The 18,773-nt window shown below is 58.5% G+C and carries 16 protein-coding genes; 8 read left to right on the top strand and 8 right to left on the bottom strand.

Annotated features, from left to right (window positions below; translation table 11 throughout):
- Positions 1 to 198 precede the first annotated feature (198 nt).
- From ACIPIN_RS27940 to ACIPIN_RS27915, 6 genes are all read right to left on the bottom strand, one after another.
- Complete coding sequence (locus ACIPIN_RS27940; RefSeq protein ID WP_401124561.1) at positions 199 to 771, bottom strand: HupE/UreJ family protein; 573 nt, start codon at positions 769 to 771, stop codon at positions 199 to 201.
- Positions 772 to 808: 37 nt separating this feature from the next.
- Complete coding sequence (ureG, locus tag ACIPIN_RS27935; RefSeq protein WP_401124559.1) at positions 809 to 1,423, bottom strand: urease accessory protein UreG; 615 nt, start codon at positions 1,421 to 1,423, stop codon at positions 809 to 811.
- A 37-nt stretch (positions 1,424 to 1,460) separates the two neighbouring features.
- Positions 1,461 to 2,135: an urease accessory protein UreF gene (locus ACIPIN_RS27930; RefSeq protein WP_401124557.1), complete on the bottom strand. Its 675-nt coding sequence runs from the start codon at positions 2,133 to 2,135 to the stop codon at positions 1,461 to 1,463.
- A complete protein-coding gene (ureE, locus tag ACIPIN_RS27925) occupies positions 2,132 to 2,632 on the bottom strand; it encodes an urease accessory protein UreE (RefSeq protein WP_103316274.1) in 501 nt (166 codons plus the stop codon). Before ureE ends, ACIPIN_RS27930 begins: the two co-directional genes overlap by 4 nt.
- 233 nt (positions 2,633 to 2,865) lie before the next feature.
- Positions 2,866 to 3,498, bottom strand: coding sequence for a TetR family transcriptional regulator (locus ACIPIN_RS27920; RefSeq protein ID WP_401124554.1), 633 nt, complete (start codon positions 3,496 to 3,498; stop codon positions 2,866 to 2,868).
- A 157-nt stretch (positions 3,499 to 3,655) separates the two neighbouring features.
- Entirely contained in the window at positions 3,656 to 4,090 is a 435-nt protein-coding gene (locus ACIPIN_RS27915; protein WP_401124551.1) for a hypothetical protein, read from the bottom strand.
- A gap of 388 nt (positions 4,091 to 4,478) precedes the next feature.
- On the opposite strand from ACIPIN_RS27915, the gene ACIPIN_RS27910 reads away from it, so the two are divergent.
- Both ACIPIN_RS27910 and ACIPIN_RS27905 read left to right on the top strand, forming a co-directional pair.
- Positions 4,479 to 6,554, top strand: a complete 2,076-nt coding sequence (locus tag ACIPIN_RS27910; RefSeq protein ID WP_401124548.1) for an AsmA family protein — start codon at positions 4,479 to 4,481, stop codon at positions 6,552 to 6,554.
- A 42-nt stretch (positions 6,555 to 6,596) separates the two neighbouring features.
- Positions 6,597 to 7,487, top strand: a complete 891-nt coding sequence (locus ACIPIN_RS27905; RefSeq protein ID WP_401124546.1) for an esterase/lipase family protein — start codon at positions 6,597 to 6,599, stop codon at positions 7,485 to 7,487.
- 107 nt (positions 7,488 to 7,594) lie between these two features.
- Here the strand turns inward: ACIPIN_RS27905 and ACIPIN_RS27900 are convergent, their stop codons facing one another.
- Positions 7,595 to 8,482 carry a DMT family transporter gene (locus ACIPIN_RS27900; protein ID WP_401124543.1) on the bottom strand — a complete coding sequence of 296 codons (888 nt, stop codon included), beginning with the start codon at positions 8,480 to 8,482 and terminating at the stop codon, positions 7,595 to 7,597.
- A 95-nt stretch (positions 8,483 to 8,577) separates the two neighbouring features.
- Between ACIPIN_RS27900 and ACIPIN_RS27895 the strand changes: the two genes are divergently transcribed.
- The 4 genes from ACIPIN_RS27895 to ACIPIN_RS27880 all read left to right on the top strand — a co-directional run bounded on the left by ACIPIN_RS27895 (position 8,578) and on the right by ACIPIN_RS27880 (position 15,683).
- On the top strand, positions 8,578 to 9,360 hold the full coding sequence (locus ACIPIN_RS27895) for an AraC family transcriptional regulator (RefSeq protein ID WP_401124541.1): 783 nt from the start codon (positions 8,578 to 8,580) through the stop codon (positions 9,358 to 9,360).
- Positions 9,361 to 9,622: 262 nt separating this feature from the next.
- On the top strand, positions 9,623 to 14,035 hold the full coding sequence (locus tag ACIPIN_RS27890; protein ID WP_401124539.1) for a dermonecrotic toxin domain-containing protein: 4,413 nt from the start codon (positions 9,623 to 9,625) through the stop codon (positions 14,033 to 14,035).
- A 151-nt stretch (positions 14,036 to 14,186) separates the two neighbouring features.
- The gene (locus ACIPIN_RS27885; RefSeq protein ID WP_401124536.1) at positions 14,187 to 14,489 is read left to right on the top strand and encodes a PsiF family protein; all 303 of its coding nucleotides are present in this window, start codon (positions 14,187 to 14,189) and stop codon (positions 14,487 to 14,489) included.
- Between the two features lie 180 nt (positions 14,490 to 14,669).
- Complete coding sequence (locus ACIPIN_RS27880; RefSeq protein ID WP_401124534.1) at positions 14,670 to 15,683, top strand: AI-2E family transporter; 1,014 nt, start codon at positions 14,670 to 14,672, stop codon at positions 15,681 to 15,683.
- Between the two features lie 110 nt (positions 15,684 to 15,793).
- Here the strand turns inward: ACIPIN_RS27880 and ACIPIN_RS27875 are convergent, their stop codons facing one another.
- Positions 15,794 to 17,059: an Hsp70 family protein gene (locus ACIPIN_RS27875; protein WP_401124532.1), complete on the bottom strand. Its 1,266-nt coding sequence runs from the start codon at positions 17,057 to 17,059 to the stop codon at positions 15,794 to 15,796.
- A gap of 295 nt (positions 17,060 to 17,354) precedes the next feature.
- Between ACIPIN_RS27875 and ACIPIN_RS27870 the strand changes: the two genes are divergently transcribed.
- A complete protein-coding gene (locus ACIPIN_RS27870) occupies positions 17,355 to 18,302 on the top strand; it encodes a DnaJ C-terminal domain-containing protein (RefSeq protein ID WP_401124527.1) in 948 nt (315 codons plus the stop codon).
- Positions 18,303 to 18,327: 25 nt separating this feature from the next.
- A complete protein-coding gene (locus tag ACIPIN_RS27865; protein ID WP_123423731.1) occupies positions 18,328 to 18,633 on the top strand; it encodes a chaperone modulator CbpM in 306 nt (101 codons plus the stop codon).
- The last annotated feature ends 140 nt before the right edge of the window (positions 18,634 to 18,773 follow it).

Genomic DNA, 18,773 nt, shown 5'->3' with positions numbered 1-18,773 from the left:
CGCTTTTTCCTCAGACGTAACAACCCGATATCCCATGATGCTTCCTTAAATCGACGCTCCTACATCATGGTCCAAAAATATTCGACCACAACAGCTATGCTCCTACGGGTGACATGTCATTCACGCCATCGGTGTTTGACGTAAATCCTGTAGGAGCAAAGCTTGCTCGCGATGAGGCCGGAACTGACGATAGAAAACTCAGCCGGCGAGCAACCAGACTCCGGTCGCCGCCGAAGCCGCCCCCACCACCCGAACCAACGGCGCAGCGGCCTGAGGCAACACGCGCACCAGCGCATAACCGGCGGCATGCAACGCCGCAGTTGCCGCCACAAAACCCATCGCATAGGTCCACGGACTGGACATGTCCGGCAGCTCCAAGCCGTGAGCCACACCATGGAACAAGGCAAACAGTGCCGTCGCGCCGATGGCCAGGCTCAACGGCGGACGCACCGCTAGCGCGACGGCCAGACCCAGCGCGAGCACCGAAGCGGCAATCCCGCTCTCCAGCGCCGGCAGGTTCAGGCCTTCAAAGCCGAGCATTCCGCCAATCAGCATAGTGCCGACGAAGGCGCACGGCAGTGCCCAGCGCGCCGCGCCTTGTTGTTGCGCGGCCCACAACCCGACGGCCAGCATCGCCAGCAAATGGTCGAGACCACCAATCGGGTGGCTGATGCCGGCCAGCAAGCCGTTATCGCCATGGCCCGGGTGGGCGAACGCCAGTGCGGGCGTGAGCAGCAGAGCAGCGGCAGCGAAGATGCGCTTGAGTGTCATGAATAAGCTTCCTTGTTGAGTGTCCTGTGGATAAGTTTCAAGACGCGGTCAGCAGCCCTTGGCGCTCGATGAAGGCGATGATTTCTTCAAGCCCCTGGCCGGTTTTCTGGTTGCTGAAGACGAACGGCTTGCCGCCGCGCATGCGTTTGGTGTCGCTGTCCATCATCGACAGCGATGCGCCTACCAGCGGCGCCAGGTCGATCTTGTTGATCACCAGCAGGTCGGATTTGCAGATCCCCGGTCCGCCCTTGCGCGGCAGCTTGTCGCCGGCCGAGACATCGATCACGTAGATCGTCAGGTCCGAAAGTTCCGGGCTGAAGGTCGCCGACAGGTTGTCGCCACCGGACTCCACCAGAATCAGATCGAGGCCAGGAAAGCGCCGGTTCAGCTGATCCACGGCTTCGAGGTTGATCGACGCATCTTCGCGAATCGCCGTGTGCGGACAACCGCCGGTTTCCACGCCGATGATCCGCTCGGGTGCCAGGGCTTCGTTGCGCACCAGAAAGTCGGCGTCTTCGCGGGTGTAGATATCGTTGGTGACCACCGCCAGGTTGTAGCGATCACGCAGCGCCAGGCACAGGGCCAGGGTCAGCGCGGTTTTGCCGGAACCGACCGGGCCACCGATACCGACGCGTAGAGGTTGTGTGTTCATGTGCTTCTCCAAAATAACAGGGCCAAAATAACAGGCCCTAGGAACGAAACAGACGGCTGTACTGGCGCTCATGGGCCATGCACGCCAGGGACAGGCCGAAAGCGGCGCTGCCGTAGTGTTGAGGGTCAATGCTTGAGGCGTTCTGCTGTGCCTGTTGCAGCAGTGGCAACAGTTCGCTGGTGAGACGTTGTGCGGCTTGCTGGCCCAGCGGCAACGTCTTCATCAACACCGCCAACTGATTCTCCAGCCAGCTCCAGAGCCAGGCGGCCAAGGCATCTTGCGGGCTGATCCGCCAAGCGCGGGCCGCCAGCGCCCAACCGAGGGCCAGATGCGGTTCGCTGCGTTGTGCGAGAAAGGCACGGGCGGGGTCATCCAGTTCCGGTAAGCCATTGAGCAGTTGCTGCAGGGAATAGCCCATTTGTCGGCTCTCCTGATGCAACTCGCGGGTTTCCCGGCTGGCGCGGTGTTCCTCACAGCGTTGCAGCAATTGCGGCCAGTCTTCGTTGGCCGCTGCGGTGCAATGGGCAAGCAACAGCGGCGCTTCGAAGCGTGCCAGGTTGAGCAGCAACTGATCGCTGATCCAGCGTTTGGCCGATAGGGGATCCGTCACGCGGCCGTTGTCCACAGCCATTTCCAGGCCTTGGGAATAGCTGTAGCCACCAATCGGCAATTGCGGGCTGGCCAGACGCAGCAGCGCCCAGGCCGGATTCATGTGCGTACGCCGAACTGGTGCAGTTTCGGCGGATAGTTGAAATCTTCATCGCCGTGGCGTGAATGATGATGGCCACCGCCATAGGCGCCGTGCTCCGGCTGGAACGGTGCTTCGATGTTTGCGGTCTGCGCGCCCAACTGTTCGAGCATGGCTTTGAGCACGTAGTCGTCGAGCAGACGCAGCCAGCCGTCACCGACCTGTAAGGCAACGTGGCGGTTGCCGAGGTGATAGGCGGCACGGGTTAGTTCGAAGGCATTGGCGCAGGTGACGTGCAGCAGCTGCTCGGGGCGGGCGCAGACGCGAACGATACGGCCGTCTTCGGCCTCCAGGCACTCGCCGTCGTACAGCGGCGGCTGCCCGCGCTCCAAAAACAACCCGACGTCTTCACCTTCGGCACTGAAACAGCGCAGGCGACTTTTACTGCGCGCCTCGAAGTTCAGGTGCAACTCGGCGGCCCAGACGGGTTGAGGGTCGATTCTGCGATGAATCACCAGCATTGGAAGGCTTCCAGCAAAGGACAATGCTCAGGTTAGAGCAAGGGGCTTGCCAATCGGCCGAGGCGTAGGAAATCCCTGTCAGAGCGTAGAAGATGTTTCTTTATGTTGCGTGATTTGGAGGTGAGCTTGCGTGAAGTTGGTGCGTGATGGTTTTTGTGTGCACCCATTTGCGGCGCATAAAAAAGATCGCAGCCTGCGGCAGCTCCTACAAAGGAATGCGATCTTTTAAACGATTACTCGGTACTGCCCAACCCTTGCCAATGCTTCAAGCCGATAAAGATAAAGCGCAGCTGCTGAGTGATCTTCGCTTGTGGCGTCAGATGCGCGGGCAGTGCTTCGGCGGGTGGGTCGATGATATCGGGAAGGGTGGCGAATACGCTTTTGACGATCAGGTCGGCCATGACCGACAACCCGGCAAAATCGAGGTGTTGCAGCTTGGGCATCAAGGACAGGTCGGCGGCCAGGTCCGAGCTGATGTTCTCGCGCAGTTTGCCAATCGCCAGGCGCACCGGCAGCGAGCCGCCATATTGCTCGCGTGCCAGAAACAGGAACTGCGAACGGTTGGCCGCAACCACATCGAGGAAGATTCGCACCGAGGCGTCGATGATCCCGCCCATGACGAATTCATTGTGGCGCACCAGGCGGATGGTTTCGCGGAAGGTCTGGCCGACTTCGCTGACCAGTTCCAGCCCTAGCTGATCCATATCGGCAAAGTGCCGGTAGAAACCGGTCGGGACAATGCCAGCGGTTTTCGCCACTTCACGCAGGCTCAAGCTGCCGAATCCTCGGCCGCATTCCATCAGGTGGCGGGCAGCGTCCATCAAGGCGTTGCGGGTCTGTTGTTTCTGTTCGGCGCGGGGCAGCATCAGGCGGCTGACTTCTAATCAAGGACAGCGGCGCACTCTAGCAAATCAGCTTTGCTGGCGTCGAACTTGAGTAAAGGAAGGTGAGGCGGGGAGTGCGGCTTACATAAAGTCAAAGCCCGATCCAGGAGATCGGGCTTTTTTCCGGGCCAGCATGGTCTTAGCTCAGGCTAGCGTTGCGTTCGATCACGCGGTCACCACCACCTTCAGCCAGGGTTTGGCCTTGTGGGGTGTGGTCGGAACCGTCAGCAGCCAGGGTCTGACCTTGTGGAGTGCGATCGGAGCCGTCGGAAGCCAGGGTCTGACCTTGTGGAGTGCGGTCGGAACCGTCAGCAGCCAGGGTCTGACCTTGTGGAGTGCGGTCGGAACCGTCAGCAGCAAGAGTCTGGCCTTGTGGTGTCTTGTCGTAGCCGTCCTGAGTAATCAGGCCTTTTTCTTTCAAACGTTCGTTGCCGTTGGCGCCGTCAGCAACAGTTTGGCTATAAGCCGCATGGCTGGATTTGACTTGCGGCGTTGCCTGATCGGCAGCTGGCAGGGCAAAAGCGGTGCTGGCTAACATCGAGAGGGTCAGGCTAAGCAGTAGTTGGCGTTTCATGATGGGTTGCTCCTTGGGAGGGCGATAAAGTGGGTACGAAGCTAATGCTACTCTCGATAAGTCGATATAAAAGTTCATAAAGGCAATGGTAATAATCAACGGAATTGATTGTTCTGCGGAAAGCCTCTAGAACGGACGTTTCCGGGGAGTACATTTGCACCGAGGTGGGTATTTTCGACTCACTCGCGGGTCGAAAAAGTGCGGGTCGGGTAACGAAAAGCTGTCTGGATGATCAGGTAAATTGGCTTTTTAGCGCCTGAAAGGGTTTTTGCGTTAAACCTGCGGGCCATTTGCCAGTCGTAGTTCCTATAATCGGCCGATTTCTGGCCTACCGTTTCATACAAGCGCCGCAGTTCGGGCGCTGGGTCGTAATCAGGAGCCCTGTGCAATGACGCGCACTCGTAAAATTCTCGCCTGGGTTGTCGGCAGCCTTGTGCTGCTGATGGCCCTGTTGGTGGTGATCATCGTGTTCTTCGACTGGAACCGGATCAAACCCCCGCTTAATGCCAAAGTCTCCGAAGAGTTGCACCGTCCCTTTGCCATCAACGGCAACCTGACGGTTATCTGGAAACGTGAAGTCGATGAAGGCGGTTGGCGCGCCTGGGTACCATGGCCGCATGTGGTGGCCGAGGACCTGAGCCTGGGCAACCCGGACTGGTCGAAAAAACCGCAAATAGTCAGCCTCAAACGCGTCGAGCTGCGGATTTCGCCGTTGGCCTTGTTGGCGCAGCGGGTGGTGATTCCGCGCATCGACCTCACGGAGCCCAATGCCGACCTGCAGCGCCTGGCCGATGGCCGCGCCAACTGGACATTCAAGTTCGATCCGAAAGACCCGAACGCCAAACCGTCCAGTTGGGTGGTAGACATCGGTGCAATCGGCTTCGACAAGGGCCACGTCACCCTCGACGACCAGACCCTGAACACTCAGCTCGACCTGCTGATCGACCTGTTGGGCAAGCCGATTCCGTTCAGCGACATCGTCGGTGATAAAGCAGCGAGGAAAGCCCTGGAGAAGGGTTCGGCGCCGCAAGACTATGCGTTCGCGCTGAAGGTCAAAGGCCAGTACCACGGTCAGAAACTCGCAGGCGAAGGCAAGGTCGGCGGGCTGCTGGCATTACAGGACGCGGCCAAGCCGTTCCCATTGCACGCGCAGGTGAAGATTGCCGACACCAGCGTCGAGCTGGCCGGCACCCTGACCGACCCGCTGAACCTCGGCGCGCTGGACCTGCGCCTGAAACTGGCCGGCACCAGCCTGGGCAACCTCTATCCCTTGATCGGCGTAACCCTGCCGGCTTCGCCGCCTTACGCCACTGACGGTCATCTGACCGCCAGGTTGCGCGAACCGGAGGGTGCGACGTTCCACTACGAGGAATTCAACGGCACCATCGGCGGCAGCGATATTCACGGCAACCTGGCATATGTTGCCAGTCAGCCGCGACCCAAACTCAGTGGTGCGCTGGTCTCCAATCAACTGCTGTTCGCCGACCTCGCGCCATTGATCGGCGCTGACTCCAACGCCAAGCAAAAGGCCCGTGGCGGTGAAAGCGAGCAGCCGGCGGACAAGGTGTTGCCGGTCGAGGAGTTCCGTACCGAGCGCTGGCGCGATATGGACGCCGATGTCGAATTCACCGGCAAGCGCATCGTTCAAAGCGAGAAGCTGCCATTCACCGATCTCTACACCCATCTGGTGCTCAACGATGGCCAGCTCAGCCTGGAACCGCTGCGCTTCGGCGTGGCGGGCGGAAAACTCGACGCGCAGATTCGTCTGAACGGCCGTGTCACGCCGCTGGAAGGGCGGGCGAAACTGACCGCGCGCGGGTTCAAGCTCAAGCAGCTGTTCCCGAGCTTCGAGACGATGAAAACCAGCTTCGGTGAGCTCAACGGTGACGCCGACCTCGCAGGTACAGGCAACTCGGTGGCGGCGTTGCTGGGCAGCGCCAATGGCGATCTGAAGATGTTGATGAACGACGGTGCGATCAGTCGTGAGCTGATGGAGCTGGCGGGGTTGAACGTCGGCAATTACGTGGTTGGCAAAATCTTTGGCGACCAGGATGTGAAGATCAACTGCGCGGCGGCCGACTTCGGCGTCAAGACCGGACTGGCGACCTCCCGACTGTTTGTGTTCGACACCGAGAACGCGATCGTCTACATCGACGGCACGGCGAACATGGCCAGTGAGCAGCTCGACCTGACCATCTCGCCAGAGTCCAAGGGCTTGCGGCTGATTTCGTTGCGTTCGCCGCTGTATGTGCGTGGCAAATTCATCAAGCCGGATGCCGGTGTGAAGGGCGTGCCGTTGATGCTGCGGGGCGCGGGGATGGTGGCGCTGGGGGTGATTGCAGGTCCAGCAGCTGGACTGTTGGCACTGGTGGCGCCGAGCGGCGGCGAGCCGAACCAGTGCGCGCCGTTGTTGGCGCAAATGAAAGAGGGCAAGGCACCGGTGACGGTCAAGCCAACCCAATAGTCGGCTGTCTGTAACAGCCCCTGATCACACGGATATTTGCCCATGTCGCAAGACACCGCCACGCGTTACCCCTTGGTGCTGGTCCCGGGAATGCTCGGTTTTATTCGCCTGCTGTTCTACCCATATTGGTACGGGATTATCTCGGCGCTGCGCCGGGGTGGGGCGACAGTGATTGCGGTACAGGTTTCGCCGGTCAACTCCAATGAAGTGCGCGGTGAAGAGTTACTGGCGCAAATCGATGAAATATTGCGCGAAACCGGAGCGAGCAAAGTCAATCTGATCGGCCACAGTCAAGGTTCGCTGACCGCCCGTTACGCCGCCGCCAAACGCCCGGACCAGGTGGCCTCGGTGACGTCGGTTGCCGGGCCCAACCATGGCTCGGAGTTGGCGGACTATCTGCACAAACACTATCCACCCGACAGTGCGAGGGGCCGTGTGTTGAGTGCTTTGTTGCAGTTGGTCGCGTGGTTGATGGGCCTGTTGGAAACTGGTTATCGCGGGCCGAAATGGCCGGTTGATGTTCATGCCTCGCACAACTCGCTGACCAGCGAAGGCGTTGCATTGTTCAATCAGCGTTATCCACAGGGATTGCCCCAGAACTGGGGCGGGCACGGGCCGGAGCTGGTCAACGGCGTGCGCTATTACTCCTGGTCCGGGACCTTGCAACCGGGTAAGACCGACCGTGGCGGCAACCTGTTCGACGGCACCAACCGCAGTTGCCGATTGTTCGCTAAAACCTTCGTCCGTGAGGCCGGGCATTGCGACGGCATGGTCGGGCGCTACAGCTCGCACCTGGGCACGGTGATTGGCGATGAATACCCGTTGGATCACTTCGACATTGTCAACCAGTCGCTGGGCTTGGTGGGCAAGGGCGCGGATCCAGTGCGGTTGTTCGTCGAGCATGCACAGCGGTTGAAGGCAGCGGGTGTGTAAGGATTTTGACCGCGTTATCGTTCATCGCGAGCAGGCTCGCTCCCACAGGGACTTTGTGACCGACGCAGATCCAATGTGGGAGCGAGCCTGCTCGCGATGGCGTCAGATCAGGCAACACTTACCTTGCGACCCAACACCATGGTCCAACGCTCCGAAAGAATCACCCCGCCCAACGTCAGCACCCCACCCACCAGGTGGTACAGCGCTAATTGCTCATGCAACACCACCGCCGCAATCAATGCGGTAATCAGCGGTAGCAGGTTGAAGAACAGCGTGGTTCGGCTTGGCCCCAGACGCACCACCGCTTGCATCCACGCCAGTGGCGCGAGCATCGAGGCCAGCAGGCAGGCATAAAGCACCAGCGGAATGTTCTGCAAGGTCGGGCCGACTTTTGGCGAGGCCAGGAACAGCGGAAACAGCACAACCACCGCCACCAGTACCTGCAAATACAACAGCACCAGCGGCGGTAAACGCAGCTGCCATTTTTTCAGCAAGGTGCTGTAAATCGCATAGGCCAGGGTCGCGATCAGCATCATCGCATCGCCCAGGTTGACCCCGTGCTCCAGCAGCGCACCCAGGCTGCCGGACGAAATCACCACCAAAACGCCGGCAAACGACAGCACCGCACCCGCCAGCGCACCGGCGGTCAGTCGTTGGCCGAGGCTGATGATCGCCATGGCCAGCGACATCAACGGCATTAGCGACAGGATGATGCCCATGTTGGTGGCCGAGGTCATCGTTGCGGCGAAGTAGGCCAGGCTTTGGTAGACCGCCATGCCGAGCACACCGAGGACGAAAATCTTGCCCAGATTCGGGCGAATCACCGCCCAATGGGTCATGACCGGTTTGAGCATGAAAGGCGTGAACAGAATCCCGGCGAGCAGCCAGCGATAGAAACCGATCTCGGCGGGGAAGATCGCGCCGACCGCCAGTTTGTTGATCACGGTGTTGCCGGCCCAGATGAAAATGGCCAGCAGGGGATAAGCGTATTGCATGGGGAAAACCAGAACGTTAATGAAGGGTAATTATCCGTTGTCTGGATCAAAGCCTATACTTCGATCCAGACAATCGGCCCCTGATTTCGGACAGCATGAACAGCAAACACATCGACCTGCTGGATTTCAGCGAACTGCCCGCTCCGGTGTACTTCCGTTATGCCGACTTCGACACCCACGAATATGCCTTGGCCCACTGCCACCCGTGGGGCACCCTCGAATATTCGGCCCATGGCGTGATGCACATGGACATCGCCGGCCGCCGCTTCATGTCACCGCCGCAGTACGCGGTGTGGGTGCCGCCACACACCGAGCACAGTTTCTACAGCACCCAGCCGATCACCTACCGTGCGGTCTGCCTTGCGCCTGAGCTGTGCCGCGAGCTGCCGCAGCAGGCCTGCACGCTGGCGATCAGTGACATCCTCAAGGCGATCCTCAAGGACTTTGCCGCCCGCGATGTGAAAATCCCTCAACACCCAGCGGATAAACGCTTGGCAGAGGTGTTGGTCGATCAGCTGCAACAAGCGCCGACGCACAACTGCTATCTGCCTTACGCCAGCAGCACCGGATTGCTTAGTGTGCTCGAAGCCTTGCAGGCGTCGCCGGGCGACAACCGGCCACTGGCGCAGTGGGCGGAGCAGATCCACGTCAGCGAACGAACCCTGGCCCGGCAGTTTGTTCGAGAGCTGGGCATGAGTTTTGGCGAGTGGCGCCAGCGCTTGCGTTTCCTGGCCTCGATCGAAGCACTGGACAGCCCGCGCAGCATTCAGGAGATCGCGTTCGATATGGGTTACAGCACGTCGTCGGCGTTTATCGCGATGTTTCAGCGTCAAGCCGGTTGCACGCCCGAGCAGTATCGAAGACACAAAGTCCTTTGAGCGTTTTGACTGCATTCAACGTGGTTGTTTATCAACGTGTGTATATGTTTTAGAGGGGCTTGGGGCTTCGTCAGAGTTGTTTCATTGTTGAAACTGTTTTCTGGGAATAACGAGTATCTCGGCCTGTCGGAGAAGAGTCTTACAAGACTGTCAGGGATGTACTCCATTAATTGCTCGTCGGGCGTTATACGGTTTATTGTCCGGCTCCAACGCTTTTTGAGTAGGGGCTGATCAATTAACCATTTAACTCAGGCACTAGCGAATGAGTCAGTCGTCAATTAACAACCCATCATCTGTTCCTGTTGCAACGACAAGTGTTCAATACGAATTTATCAAAAGCTCTATTCCTGCATGGCTGGCCAACTCGACCCCGCAACGACTTCGTGCGTTGAAAGAGGGGCGTTCAGCAATCCCCGACTGGATTAAAAACGCCTCCCGGGTTGAGCTCCTCAGCTTGAAGCGAGTCATGGAGGCGAGTTGGTCTTCGCAGAACGATGTCGACACAATGCTGGTGGACCTGCAAGACGTCTACGCATTCGCCGAGCCATTGCTTCGTCGCAAGTTAAAGGAAAAATACGGCGTTGAAGATGATGTCAGGGAAACATTCCTGAAATTGTACTTTCCGGCAGCAATTTCTCCGTGGGCCCACGACTTCATGGGGGGGAGTACCAGTCGCACCGTTTCCATGCTGGATGCGGCACTGCGTAACTTCTCCAGTCTGGACGTGCCTTTACCGGATTCGGAATTCATCACCCGCCCGGATGCTCTGGGGCATTTCGATGTAAAAGAAGTACGCAAGAAAATGTCTATTCAGCAGTTCAGGGATCTTTGTCGGGAGCTGGATATTGGCGCCCGATATAAAGCGTACCTGGAAAGCTATCTACGTCCCGCCGATGGCCTGGCCCGTGGGGTGCTGCAATCCAGAGTCATCAAGAGTCAGAAGGCCGCCCTGAACGCCGCCCTGCAACTGGCACTCGTGAAAAAGCACATCACTCATGATGCCTGGCTCGTTGTACAGGGCATGATCAACGGGCTCAAAGGCCTGACGCTGGATGGAATCGCGGTTCGTTATTACCACCTGACATTGATGGACACACGCTTGACCGGCATCGTACTCATGGCGCCCGACCTGTATGCCCCTGGTAGTGGCAACAGGCGAGTCATTGCCTATGTGCCACATGACCCCGAGCATCCGCTGAAGGAGTACGCATCACCTGTGGCGTTCCTCAACGAGCTGACGCGACAGCTACGAAACTCCGACACGGAGTTGGCCGAGGGGCAGCGCCCGTCGGGGGTGAGTTACCAGCAGTTTTTCAGCCGTTTCGTGGCTCACCAACAGCGCGGGCATTTTTTTGCGGATCTCAACCAGCGCCTGACGCAGGTCACCTGGCACCCAAAAGAACCGGGCGTGGACTTGCCCAGCTGGCGAGACACGCCAGTGGACAGTCCGCGCCTGCACTTCAACACCGTGCGGTTTGAAGACGATATCCAACATCGATTTCGCGGCGACGTTTGGGTTTATCTGTACGAGCAACAACTCAACAAAATGCTTAACGACGGCCGGGAGCTGGTCATCTCCACGGCCAATGCAGACAGTGAGGCTCGCTGGGTGTGGATCGAAAATCTGGAAAAAATGCTTGCCGACATCGTGAATGCCGCGCTGATGGTCGTGACGCCGTTCGTCCCGGGTCTGGGTGAGGCGATGATGGCTTACATGGTTTATCAGCTGGTCAGCGAGGTCGTCGAAGGTGTCGTCGATCTGGCTGAGGGGGTGTACCTGAAGGCGGCCGAAAACCTGATTGGTTTCACTGAAAGCCTGATTCAGTTGGGGCTATTCGGTGCCGGTATGAAAATCGGTAGCGAGGTGGTGCTACCCAGGCTGTCGTCGTTCCTCGAGGGGACTAAACCGGTCACCCTGGCCAACGGCAATCAACGCCTGTGGGGACAGGACCTCGAACCGTACCTGCGAAAGAATCTGCTCCTGTCCGCAGATTCAAAGCCCGATGACCTATGGCTGCATCAGCACGAAGGCAAACCGATCCTGCGCCTCGATACGCGTCACTTCGAACTGAAAAAAGACCCGAGCACCGGCAAGCATCGGGTCCAGCATCCAACCTGGTCAGATGCCTACCAACCTGTGGTCGAGAGTAACGGTGCGGGTGCATTCGTGATCGAAGGCGAACAGCCCCAGTCGTGGGATGAGCACACGCTGATGGCGAGAATAGGGCCGCTACTTGACGGTTTGGTGGACTCGTTCGGTGACATTCGCACGGTCAGCCAAAGCGATGTCAATGCGCTTCGTCAGATGTACATCGGCAATGAATCCCCACTGCCCTTATTGAGTGACACCGCTGCGCGATTCAGGATCGATCGGGACATTCAGGTATTTATCGATCAGATCAGCAGTGAGCAACCACAGCGCTACTTGAAAGCCGATGCCCGTACACAGCTTCAACTGCTGGATGGTTTGTGGCCCGGTGAAAGGCCACTGCAACTTGTAGCGCGCGATGGAAACATCATTTGGGAGACAGGTTCCAACGGCTCTGCACCTGTGCGGATAGACGAGGGCCGCTTGATCGATGGCGACCTGCTTGAAACCTTGCTTTCGCACCTAGATGAACGTGAAACAAAAACATTGATGGAGCGCGAGCTCGGCGTTTCGGTGATGACTGCCAAGGCCAATGCAAAAATGTTGAGGGCAGAACTCGCAAGGCGTGCAAGAGAAAAGCGCATGTTCCTGTTCTATGCACACTACAACGAATACGGGTTGCGCTGGAATACTCAGGTTCAGTTCATTCGGGAGGAAGTCTCTGGTCTGCCTGGCTCGGTGGCTCAAGAGATACTGGCCGTCGCCACCCCCGAGGAGCTGCAAACCATCGCACGCGCGCGGCTGCCATCGCGACTCAAGGGGCTCGCCCTCTATGCGCTTGAAGAAGTGAAGGTGTCGCGCGCTTATGAGGGACTTTATCTGGAATCGGTAGCCAGCACCGATACCGACAAGCTGGCGCTGCATTCGCTTGAAAACCTGCCGGGCTGGTCTGCCGATGTCATGATTGAAGTCAGGCAGTACGAATACGATGGCAGGGTTGTGGACCGTATCGGCCAGGAGGATGCGAGGCTCAAACGCACGATGGTCGCGCGTGAAGATGGCACCTTCCAGGCTTACGATGATCGAGGCCGTACCTTACATTCAGGTACTGACTTCTACTCCTCGATTTTGCAGGCGCTCCCTGATGCCGAACTGAACGGCTTGGATATTCGCCGCAGCGACGTTCAGAAACTGAGGCAGGCCATACGTGACCACGCCGTAAAACCTGACAGGTTGCCAGCAATTCTTTCGCAGTACCCGACCCCCAGGCCACCGGCTTTCGATCCCGAAATACTTCGCTTGCGCGGCGGTGCTCCCGCAGGGGAGGTTGTGGAACCAGAGCCGTTGAATATCCAGGAGGTTTTTGAAGACCTTGTTGTGCGGGCCTATCCTGCTGAACCTCTGCCTTCGGTACAAAAAGAATATCTGGATGGACTGGCGTTAATACGTGATGACTTGTCCGATTCGCACCTGACTTTTCTTCAGTGGGCCTTTCACTACGCAGCTGAAGATTCAAGCTCGCTGGCGACAACAACGATGAGGCAAAGCGTCGAACTGTTGCCCGAGTTGAATAAGCTGCTATCCCCCGAGCAGTTCGCAATAGTACTTGAGCAGATGTTCGCCGAAGATATCCCCATTCCCTTGTCGAGCTCGCAGCGAGAGCTGGGTATGACTGCTCGTTATCTGGAGAAAACAGGACGTACGGATCAGTACGAATCGCTGGCCCTCGCAGCGATGGGGAATAACGTACAGGCAGACACAACGCTGGCGGACTTGCATCGCTATGCAAACGAGTTGGGTTCCCCTGTAATCAATGCCGATAGTGTCATCCCGGTCTCGTCATCGACCATGGCCGATTTGAACATGGCGCAAAGCGCAATCACCCGCGCCAAGGAGCTTCTACCCTTGTCCGGCAACCAGCTGCCGAGCATCTGGGAAAAGGGCGGGTCGGCCATCGCTGCACTGAAAAACCTCCGAAAAATCGACCTGGCGACCGGTTTGCCTACGGCCGAGTTAACCACTGCCGAAGCTGCGCAGGCCGCTATCAACATCAAAGGGGGGAACTGTTCGGAAAACTCGAAAGTGACGTTTTCGATTCTCGCAAACCAACCCCGGACATCTGAAGTGCACATTGTCAGGGCCACCAACTTTGACCATCAATACGTTGTCATGGGGGACTTGAGTCGTCCCGAGCAATTGGTCGTTGCCGATTCCTGGCCAGAGTTTCCCAGTGCTCATCTGGCCACCCAGGGATACTTCACGTTTGACCCGGAGCCGGTGCTGAGCCTGGCGCCCGGGCCCGCCGTCGCCGAGTATGGGTTTATCGACGATGCGCCTTCGGGTCCTGCCGTTACGCCGCCCAGAGGTTCGGACGACTCGACGCTCAGGGCGATAAAAATTCCCAAGCTGCATGAGAAAGGCGCTTATGCCCAGTGGACCTCGTTGAAAGCGCTCGGCACTACTTACGTAGAGCCTGAAGGGCGGCCGGTTTCTTTCGAGCGACATAGCGCTTCGGTCATAGAGAATCGAATCGAGGCATGTGAGAACTACCTTAGTGCGATCGAGGCCGATAAACGCAGATCCTGAAAGAGAGTTGTTCGAGCCGAGAGCGAGTCATTGAGAACTCGCTCTCGGCTTTTTTGTTTGCCGCCATTGTTGATGGCTGGAGGTGTAACAGCCTTTGTCTACACTCCAGTCGAAGCCGCCCCTATCGGTGCGGTAACAAGGAGAAAACTCCATGAAGATGCTGCGTATCCCTTTGTTGATGATCGGTCTGCTGCTCTGTTCCCAGGGCTTTGCCGCCACTGCCCAGCAGAACAAAATGACCACCTGCAACGCCGACGCTACCGCGAAAGCCCTCAAGGGTGATGAGCGCAAAACCTTTATGAGCACCTGCCTGAAAGCCGCGCCGGCAGCAGAAGCCGCCAAACCGATGACGCCTCAACAAGAGAAGATGAAAACCTGCAACGCCACCGCCACCACTCAGGCGCTTAAAGGCGATGCGCGCAAAACCTTCATGAGCGATTGCCTGAAAAAATAAGCAGTGCCCCCGTAGGAGCAAGGCTTGCCCGCGATGGGGCCACCGCGGTGGAACTGACAGACCGCGTTATCGTTCATCGCGGGCAAGCCTTGCTCCTACGGTGGCGAAGTCATCCGCTCGCATCAATGCCCGAAGGCTGGCAGACTGCCAATCCTTTAACGCCGTTTGTTTTGAGGCTGTATGCCAACGTTTTCTCAGCGTCACGTGTTGCTGTTGGTCAGTTGGGTGATCATCTTTGGTGGGTTGCTGCTGGTGATACCACTGCGACTGTTACCCAGTCTGCTGGCCGGGTTGCTGGTGTTCGAGCTGGTCAACATGCTCACCCCGCAGCTGCAACGGTTGATCGAAGGACGGCGCGCACGCTGGCTGGCCGTGGCCTTGCTCGGCACGCTGGTGGTCAGCGTGTTGGCGCTGATCTTTGCCGGTGCTATCAGTTTTCTGCTGCATGAAGCGGAAAACCCCGGGGCTTCCCTGGACAAATTCATGCTGGTGGTCGACAAGGCGCGTGGCCAGTTACCGCCGTTCATCGATGCTTATCTGCCCGCCAGTGCCGCTGAATTTCGCGTGGCCATTGGCGAGTGGCTGAGCAAACACCTGAGCGATCTGCAACTGGTTGGCAAAGACGCGGCGCACATGTTCGTCACGTTGCTGATCGGCATGGTGCTGGGGGCGATCATCGCCTTGCAACGCGTCCCTGACTTGACCAAACGCAAACCCTTGGCGGCCGCACTGTTCGACCGTTTGCACCTGCTGGTTCAAGCGTTTCGCAATATCGTCTTTGCACAGATCAAGATTTCCCTGCTCAACACCTTCTTCACCGGGATCTTCCTGGCGGTGATCCTGCCGTTGTTCGGGATCAAGCTGCCGCTGACCAAAACCCTGATCGTGCTGACCTTCCTGCTGGGCTTGCTGCCGGTGATCGGCAACTTGATGTCCAACACGCTGATCACCATCGTCGGCTTGTCGCTGTCGATCTGGGTCGCGGTGGCGGCGCTGGGGTATCTGATCTTTATCCACAAGCTGGAATATTTCCTCAACGCGCGGATCGTCGGCGGGCAGATCAGTGCCAAGTCCTGGGAGTTGCTGCTGGCAATGCTGGTGTTCGAGGCCGCGTTCGGCCTGCCAGGGGTGGTGGCTGGGCCGATTTATTACGCGTATTTGAAGAGCGAGTTGAAGCAGATCGGGATGGTTTGAAAGCAGCCACAAGTTGCAAGCTTCAAGCGACAAGTAAGAGCAAGTGCGGTGTTCGCCATTTGCTTTTACTTGCCGCTTAAAGCTTAAAGCTTAAAGCTTGCAGCTGCTTCTCAGCCATAACGCTTCATCGCCTCAATCGCCAACCCGCTGCCGATACTGCCGAAGATGTTCCCTTCCACATGCCGCGCGTTCGGCAGCATCGCCGACACGCTGTTGCGCAGCGCTGGAATCCCGCTCGAACCACCGGTGAAGAACACCGTATCCACCTGATCGACTCGCACATTGGCGTCGTTCAACAGCTGAGTAACGCTGTTGCGCACCCGCTCCAGCAGATTGTCGATGGCCGACTCGAACAGCGCCCGGCTCAGCTCCACGCTCAAACCCGGTTCGATGCGGTCCAGCGGCACATGGCGACTGTCGGCGTGGGTCAGCTGGATCTTGGTCTCTTCCACTTCCATCGCCAGCCAATGCCCGGCGCGTTGGTCGATCAGCTTGAACAGGCGATCGATGCCGCCGGTGTCTTCGATGTCGTAACGCATGCTGCCCAGGGCCAGGGTCGACTTCTGCGAGTACACCGAGTTGATGGTGTGCCAGGTCGCCAGGTTCATGTGGTGGCTGGTGGGCATGTAGGCGCCGCTCTTCATCCGGCTGCCGTAGCCGAACAGCGGCATCAGGCCCTGCAGGCTCAGTTGCTTGTCGAAATCGGTCCCGCCGATGTGCACACCGCCGGTGGCGAGGATGTCGTCGTGGCGGTTGTCATGGTTGCGGCGTTCCGGGGACAGGCGCACCAGCGAGAAGTCCGACGTACCCCCGCCGATGTCGACGATCAGCACCAGCTCTTCTTTTTCGATGGTCGACTCATAGTCGAACGCCGCTGCAATTGGCTCGTACTGGAACGAGACATCCTTGAAGCCGATGGCGCGGGCCACGTCCACCAGGGTGTTTTCGGCTTCCTGGTCGGCCATTTCATCGTCATCGACGAAAAACACCGGACGCCCCAGCACTACTTCTTCGAATTCCCGACCAGCGGCGGTCTCGGCACGCTGCTTCAGCTGGCCGATGAACAGCCCCAGCAGGTCCTTGAACGGCATCGCCGTGCCCAGAACGCTGGTATCGTGCTTGATCAGCTTGGAACCCAGCAGGCTCTTGAGCGAGCGCATCAAGCGGCCTTCGTAGCCTTCCAGGTACTCGTGCAGCGCCAGCCGGCCGTAAACCGGGCGGCGTTCTTCCATATTGAAGAAGACCACCGACGGCAGGGTGATCTTGTCGTCCTCCAGCGCGATCAGCGTTTCCATGCCAGGGCGCAGCCAACCGACAGTGGAGTTGGACGTGCCGAAGTCGATACCGCAGGCACGGGCTGGAGATGCGTTTTTCATGTCTTTCGAGTTCCGGTTAAAAAACGGCCGCGCAGTGTATGTCAGAGCGGCGCAGAATCGAAGGCCGACTATCCGCTAATTCGCAGCTTTAAGCGCCTTGAAAGACTATCCTTACTCCCCAAACTTACAGGCATGAGCCTGGCAGCCACTCTGCGATCAAGTGATCCGCCCCGGCTGCCGATAAACTTCTGATGCGCTGCCCGCTCCCAACCTTGAGATCGGTCAAGCCCGCGACCGCCAATCGGCGCAGGCTGTGCAGGTGGCGCGATATCGATAACGGATGGTGATTCCCTCGATGGACTTCAAAGACTATTACAAGATTCTCGGTGTGGAGCCGACCGCTGACGATAAGGCGATCAAGGCCGCCTATCGCAAGCTGGCGCGCAAATACCACCCCGACGTCAGCAAGGAAAAAGACGCCGAGGCCAAGTTCAAGGACGCCTCGGAGGCCTATGAAGCGCTGAAAAGCGCTGACAAGCGCGCCGAATACGACGACTTGCGCAAATACGGCCAGCACGGCCAACCGTTCCAGGGCCCGCCGGGTTGGCAGGGACGAGGCGGTTCGGGTGGTTTTGGTGGACAGGATGGCGGCGATTTTTCGGACTTCTTCAGTTCGATCTTCGGTAATCGTGGCCCGGGTTTCGGGGGTGGACAGTCTGGCCGCAGTGCCGGTCGTCGAGGGCAAGACGTGGAAATGGAATTACCGATTTTTCTGGAAGAAAGCCTCTCGAGCGAATCGAAGAAGGTCAGCTTCCAGGTGCCGCAGTACAACGCGGCCGGCCAGCATGTCAGCAACACCAGCAAAAGCCTGAACGTAAAAATCCCGGCCGGTGTGACCGATGGTGAGCGCATTCGGCTCAAGGGCCAGGGCGCACCGGGTGTCGGTGGCGGCGCCAATGGCGACTTGTACCTGACCATTCGTTTTGCGCCGCACCCGAAATTCGACGTTGAAGGTGAAAACCTGATCATCACCTTGCCGTTGGCCCCGTGGGAACTGGCGCTGGGTGCCGAAGTCGCGGTGCCGACCCTGACCGGCAAGATCAACCTGAAAGTTCCGGCCGGTAGCCAGAACGGCCAGCGCATGCGCGCCAAAGGCCACGGTCTGCTGAACAAGGCGGGCCAGCGCGGTTACCTGTTCGTGCAACTCAAGGCGGTGATGCCCAAACACACCGACGATGACGTCAAGGCGTTGTGGCAGGAGCTGGCGAAGAAAGCCGCTTTTAATCCACGGGAGCACTTTTGATCCTGGAACACTGGAGTAACTGACAATGAGCAGTCCCCTGATCGTTCAACTGGACATGGCAGAGTTCTGTGAGGCGACCGATTTGTCGGACGTCTACGTGATCGAAATCGTCGAACACGGCATCCTCGAGCCTCAGGGCGCACTGCCCAAGGATTGGCGTTTCAACGACTACGAACTGGCGGTCGCCAAGCGCGCCGCCAAGTTGCGCCGCGACCTGGAACTGGAATGGGAAGGCGTCGCCCTGGCGCTCGACTTGCTTGAAGAAGTGCAGCAACTGCGCGCCGAGAACCGCATGCTCAGGCAGCGGTTGGGGCGGTTGGTGATCGAGTAGCTCAACATCAAGAGATCGCAGCCTGCGGCAGCTCCTACGGATTTGCGTAGATACCGTCTTGAGCCTCACCGGGCAAGCGCAAGTTTCGGGTCAAAGGGTTGACCCGACTTGAGCACGCCGTAAACGAAGTGCAACAGCTT

This window comes from Pseudomonas sp. NPDC087697 (assembly GCF_044743155.1).
Lineage (GTDB): Bacteria > Pseudomonadota > Gammaproteobacteria > Pseudomonadales > Pseudomonadaceae > Aquipseudomonas.
The sequence above is the reverse complement of the archived record's forward strand: the minus strand, read 5'-3'. Positions and strand labels throughout refer to the sequence as shown.

Coding starts and splice junctions, on each gene's coding strand:
- ACIPIN_RS27870 (WP_401124527.1), top strand. CDS start 17,355: ATGGACTTCAAAGACTATTACAAGATTCTCGGTGTGGAGCCGACCGCT.
- ACIPIN_RS27875 (WP_401124532.1), bottom strand. CDS start 17,059: ATGAAAAACGCATCTCCAGCCCGTGCCTGCGGTATCGACTTCGGCACG.
- ACIPIN_RS27915 (WP_401124551.1), bottom strand. CDS start 4,090: ATGAAACGCCAACTACTGCTTAGCCTGACCCTCTCGATGTTAGCCAGC.
- ACIPIN_RS27890 (WP_401124539.1), top strand. CDS start 9,623: ATGAGTCAGTCGTCAATTAACAACCCATCATCTGTTCCTGTTGCAACG.
- ACIPIN_RS27885 (WP_401124536.1), top strand. CDS start 14,187: ATGAAGATGCTGCGTATCCCTTTGTTGATGATCGGTCTGCTGCTCTGT.
- ACIPIN_RS27865 (WP_123423731.1), top strand. CDS start 18,328: ATGAGCAGTCCCCTGATCGTTCAACTGGACATGGCAGAGTTCTGTGAG.
- ACIPIN_RS27940 (WP_401124561.1), bottom strand. CDS start 771: ATGACACTCAAGCGCATCTTCGCTGCCGCTGCTCTGCTGCTCACGCCC.
- ACIPIN_RS27900 (WP_401124543.1), bottom strand. CDS start 8,482: ATGCAATACGCTTATCCCCTGCTGGCCATTTTCATCTGGGCCGGCAAC.
- ACIPIN_RS27880 (WP_401124534.1), top strand. CDS start 14,670: ATGCCAACGTTTTCTCAGCGTCACGTGTTGCTGTTGGTCAGTTGGGTG.
- ACIPIN_RS27920 (WP_401124554.1), bottom strand. CDS start 3,498: ATGCTGCCCCGCGCCGAACAGAAACAACAGACCCGCAACGCCTTGATG.
- ACIPIN_RS27930 (WP_401124557.1), bottom strand. CDS start 2,135: ATGAATCCGGCCTGGGCGCTGCTGCGTCTGGCCAGCCCGCAATTGCCG.
- ureE (WP_103316274.1), bottom strand. CDS start 2,632: ATGCTGGTGATTCATCGCAGAATCGACCCTCAACCCGTCTGGGCCGCC.
- ACIPIN_RS27905 (WP_401124546.1), top strand. CDS start 6,597: ATGTCGCAAGACACCGCCACGCGTTACCCCTTGGTGCTGGTCCCGGGA.
- ACIPIN_RS27910 (WP_401124548.1), top strand. CDS start 4,479: ATGACGCGCACTCGTAAAATTCTCGCCTGGGTTGTCGGCAGCCTTGTG.
- ureG (WP_401124559.1), bottom strand. CDS start 1,423: ATGAACACACAACCTCTACGCGTCGGTATCGGTGGCCCGGTCGGTTCC.
- ACIPIN_RS27895 (WP_401124541.1), top strand. CDS start 8,578: ATGAACAGCAAACACATCGACCTGCTGGATTTCAGCGAACTGCCCGCT.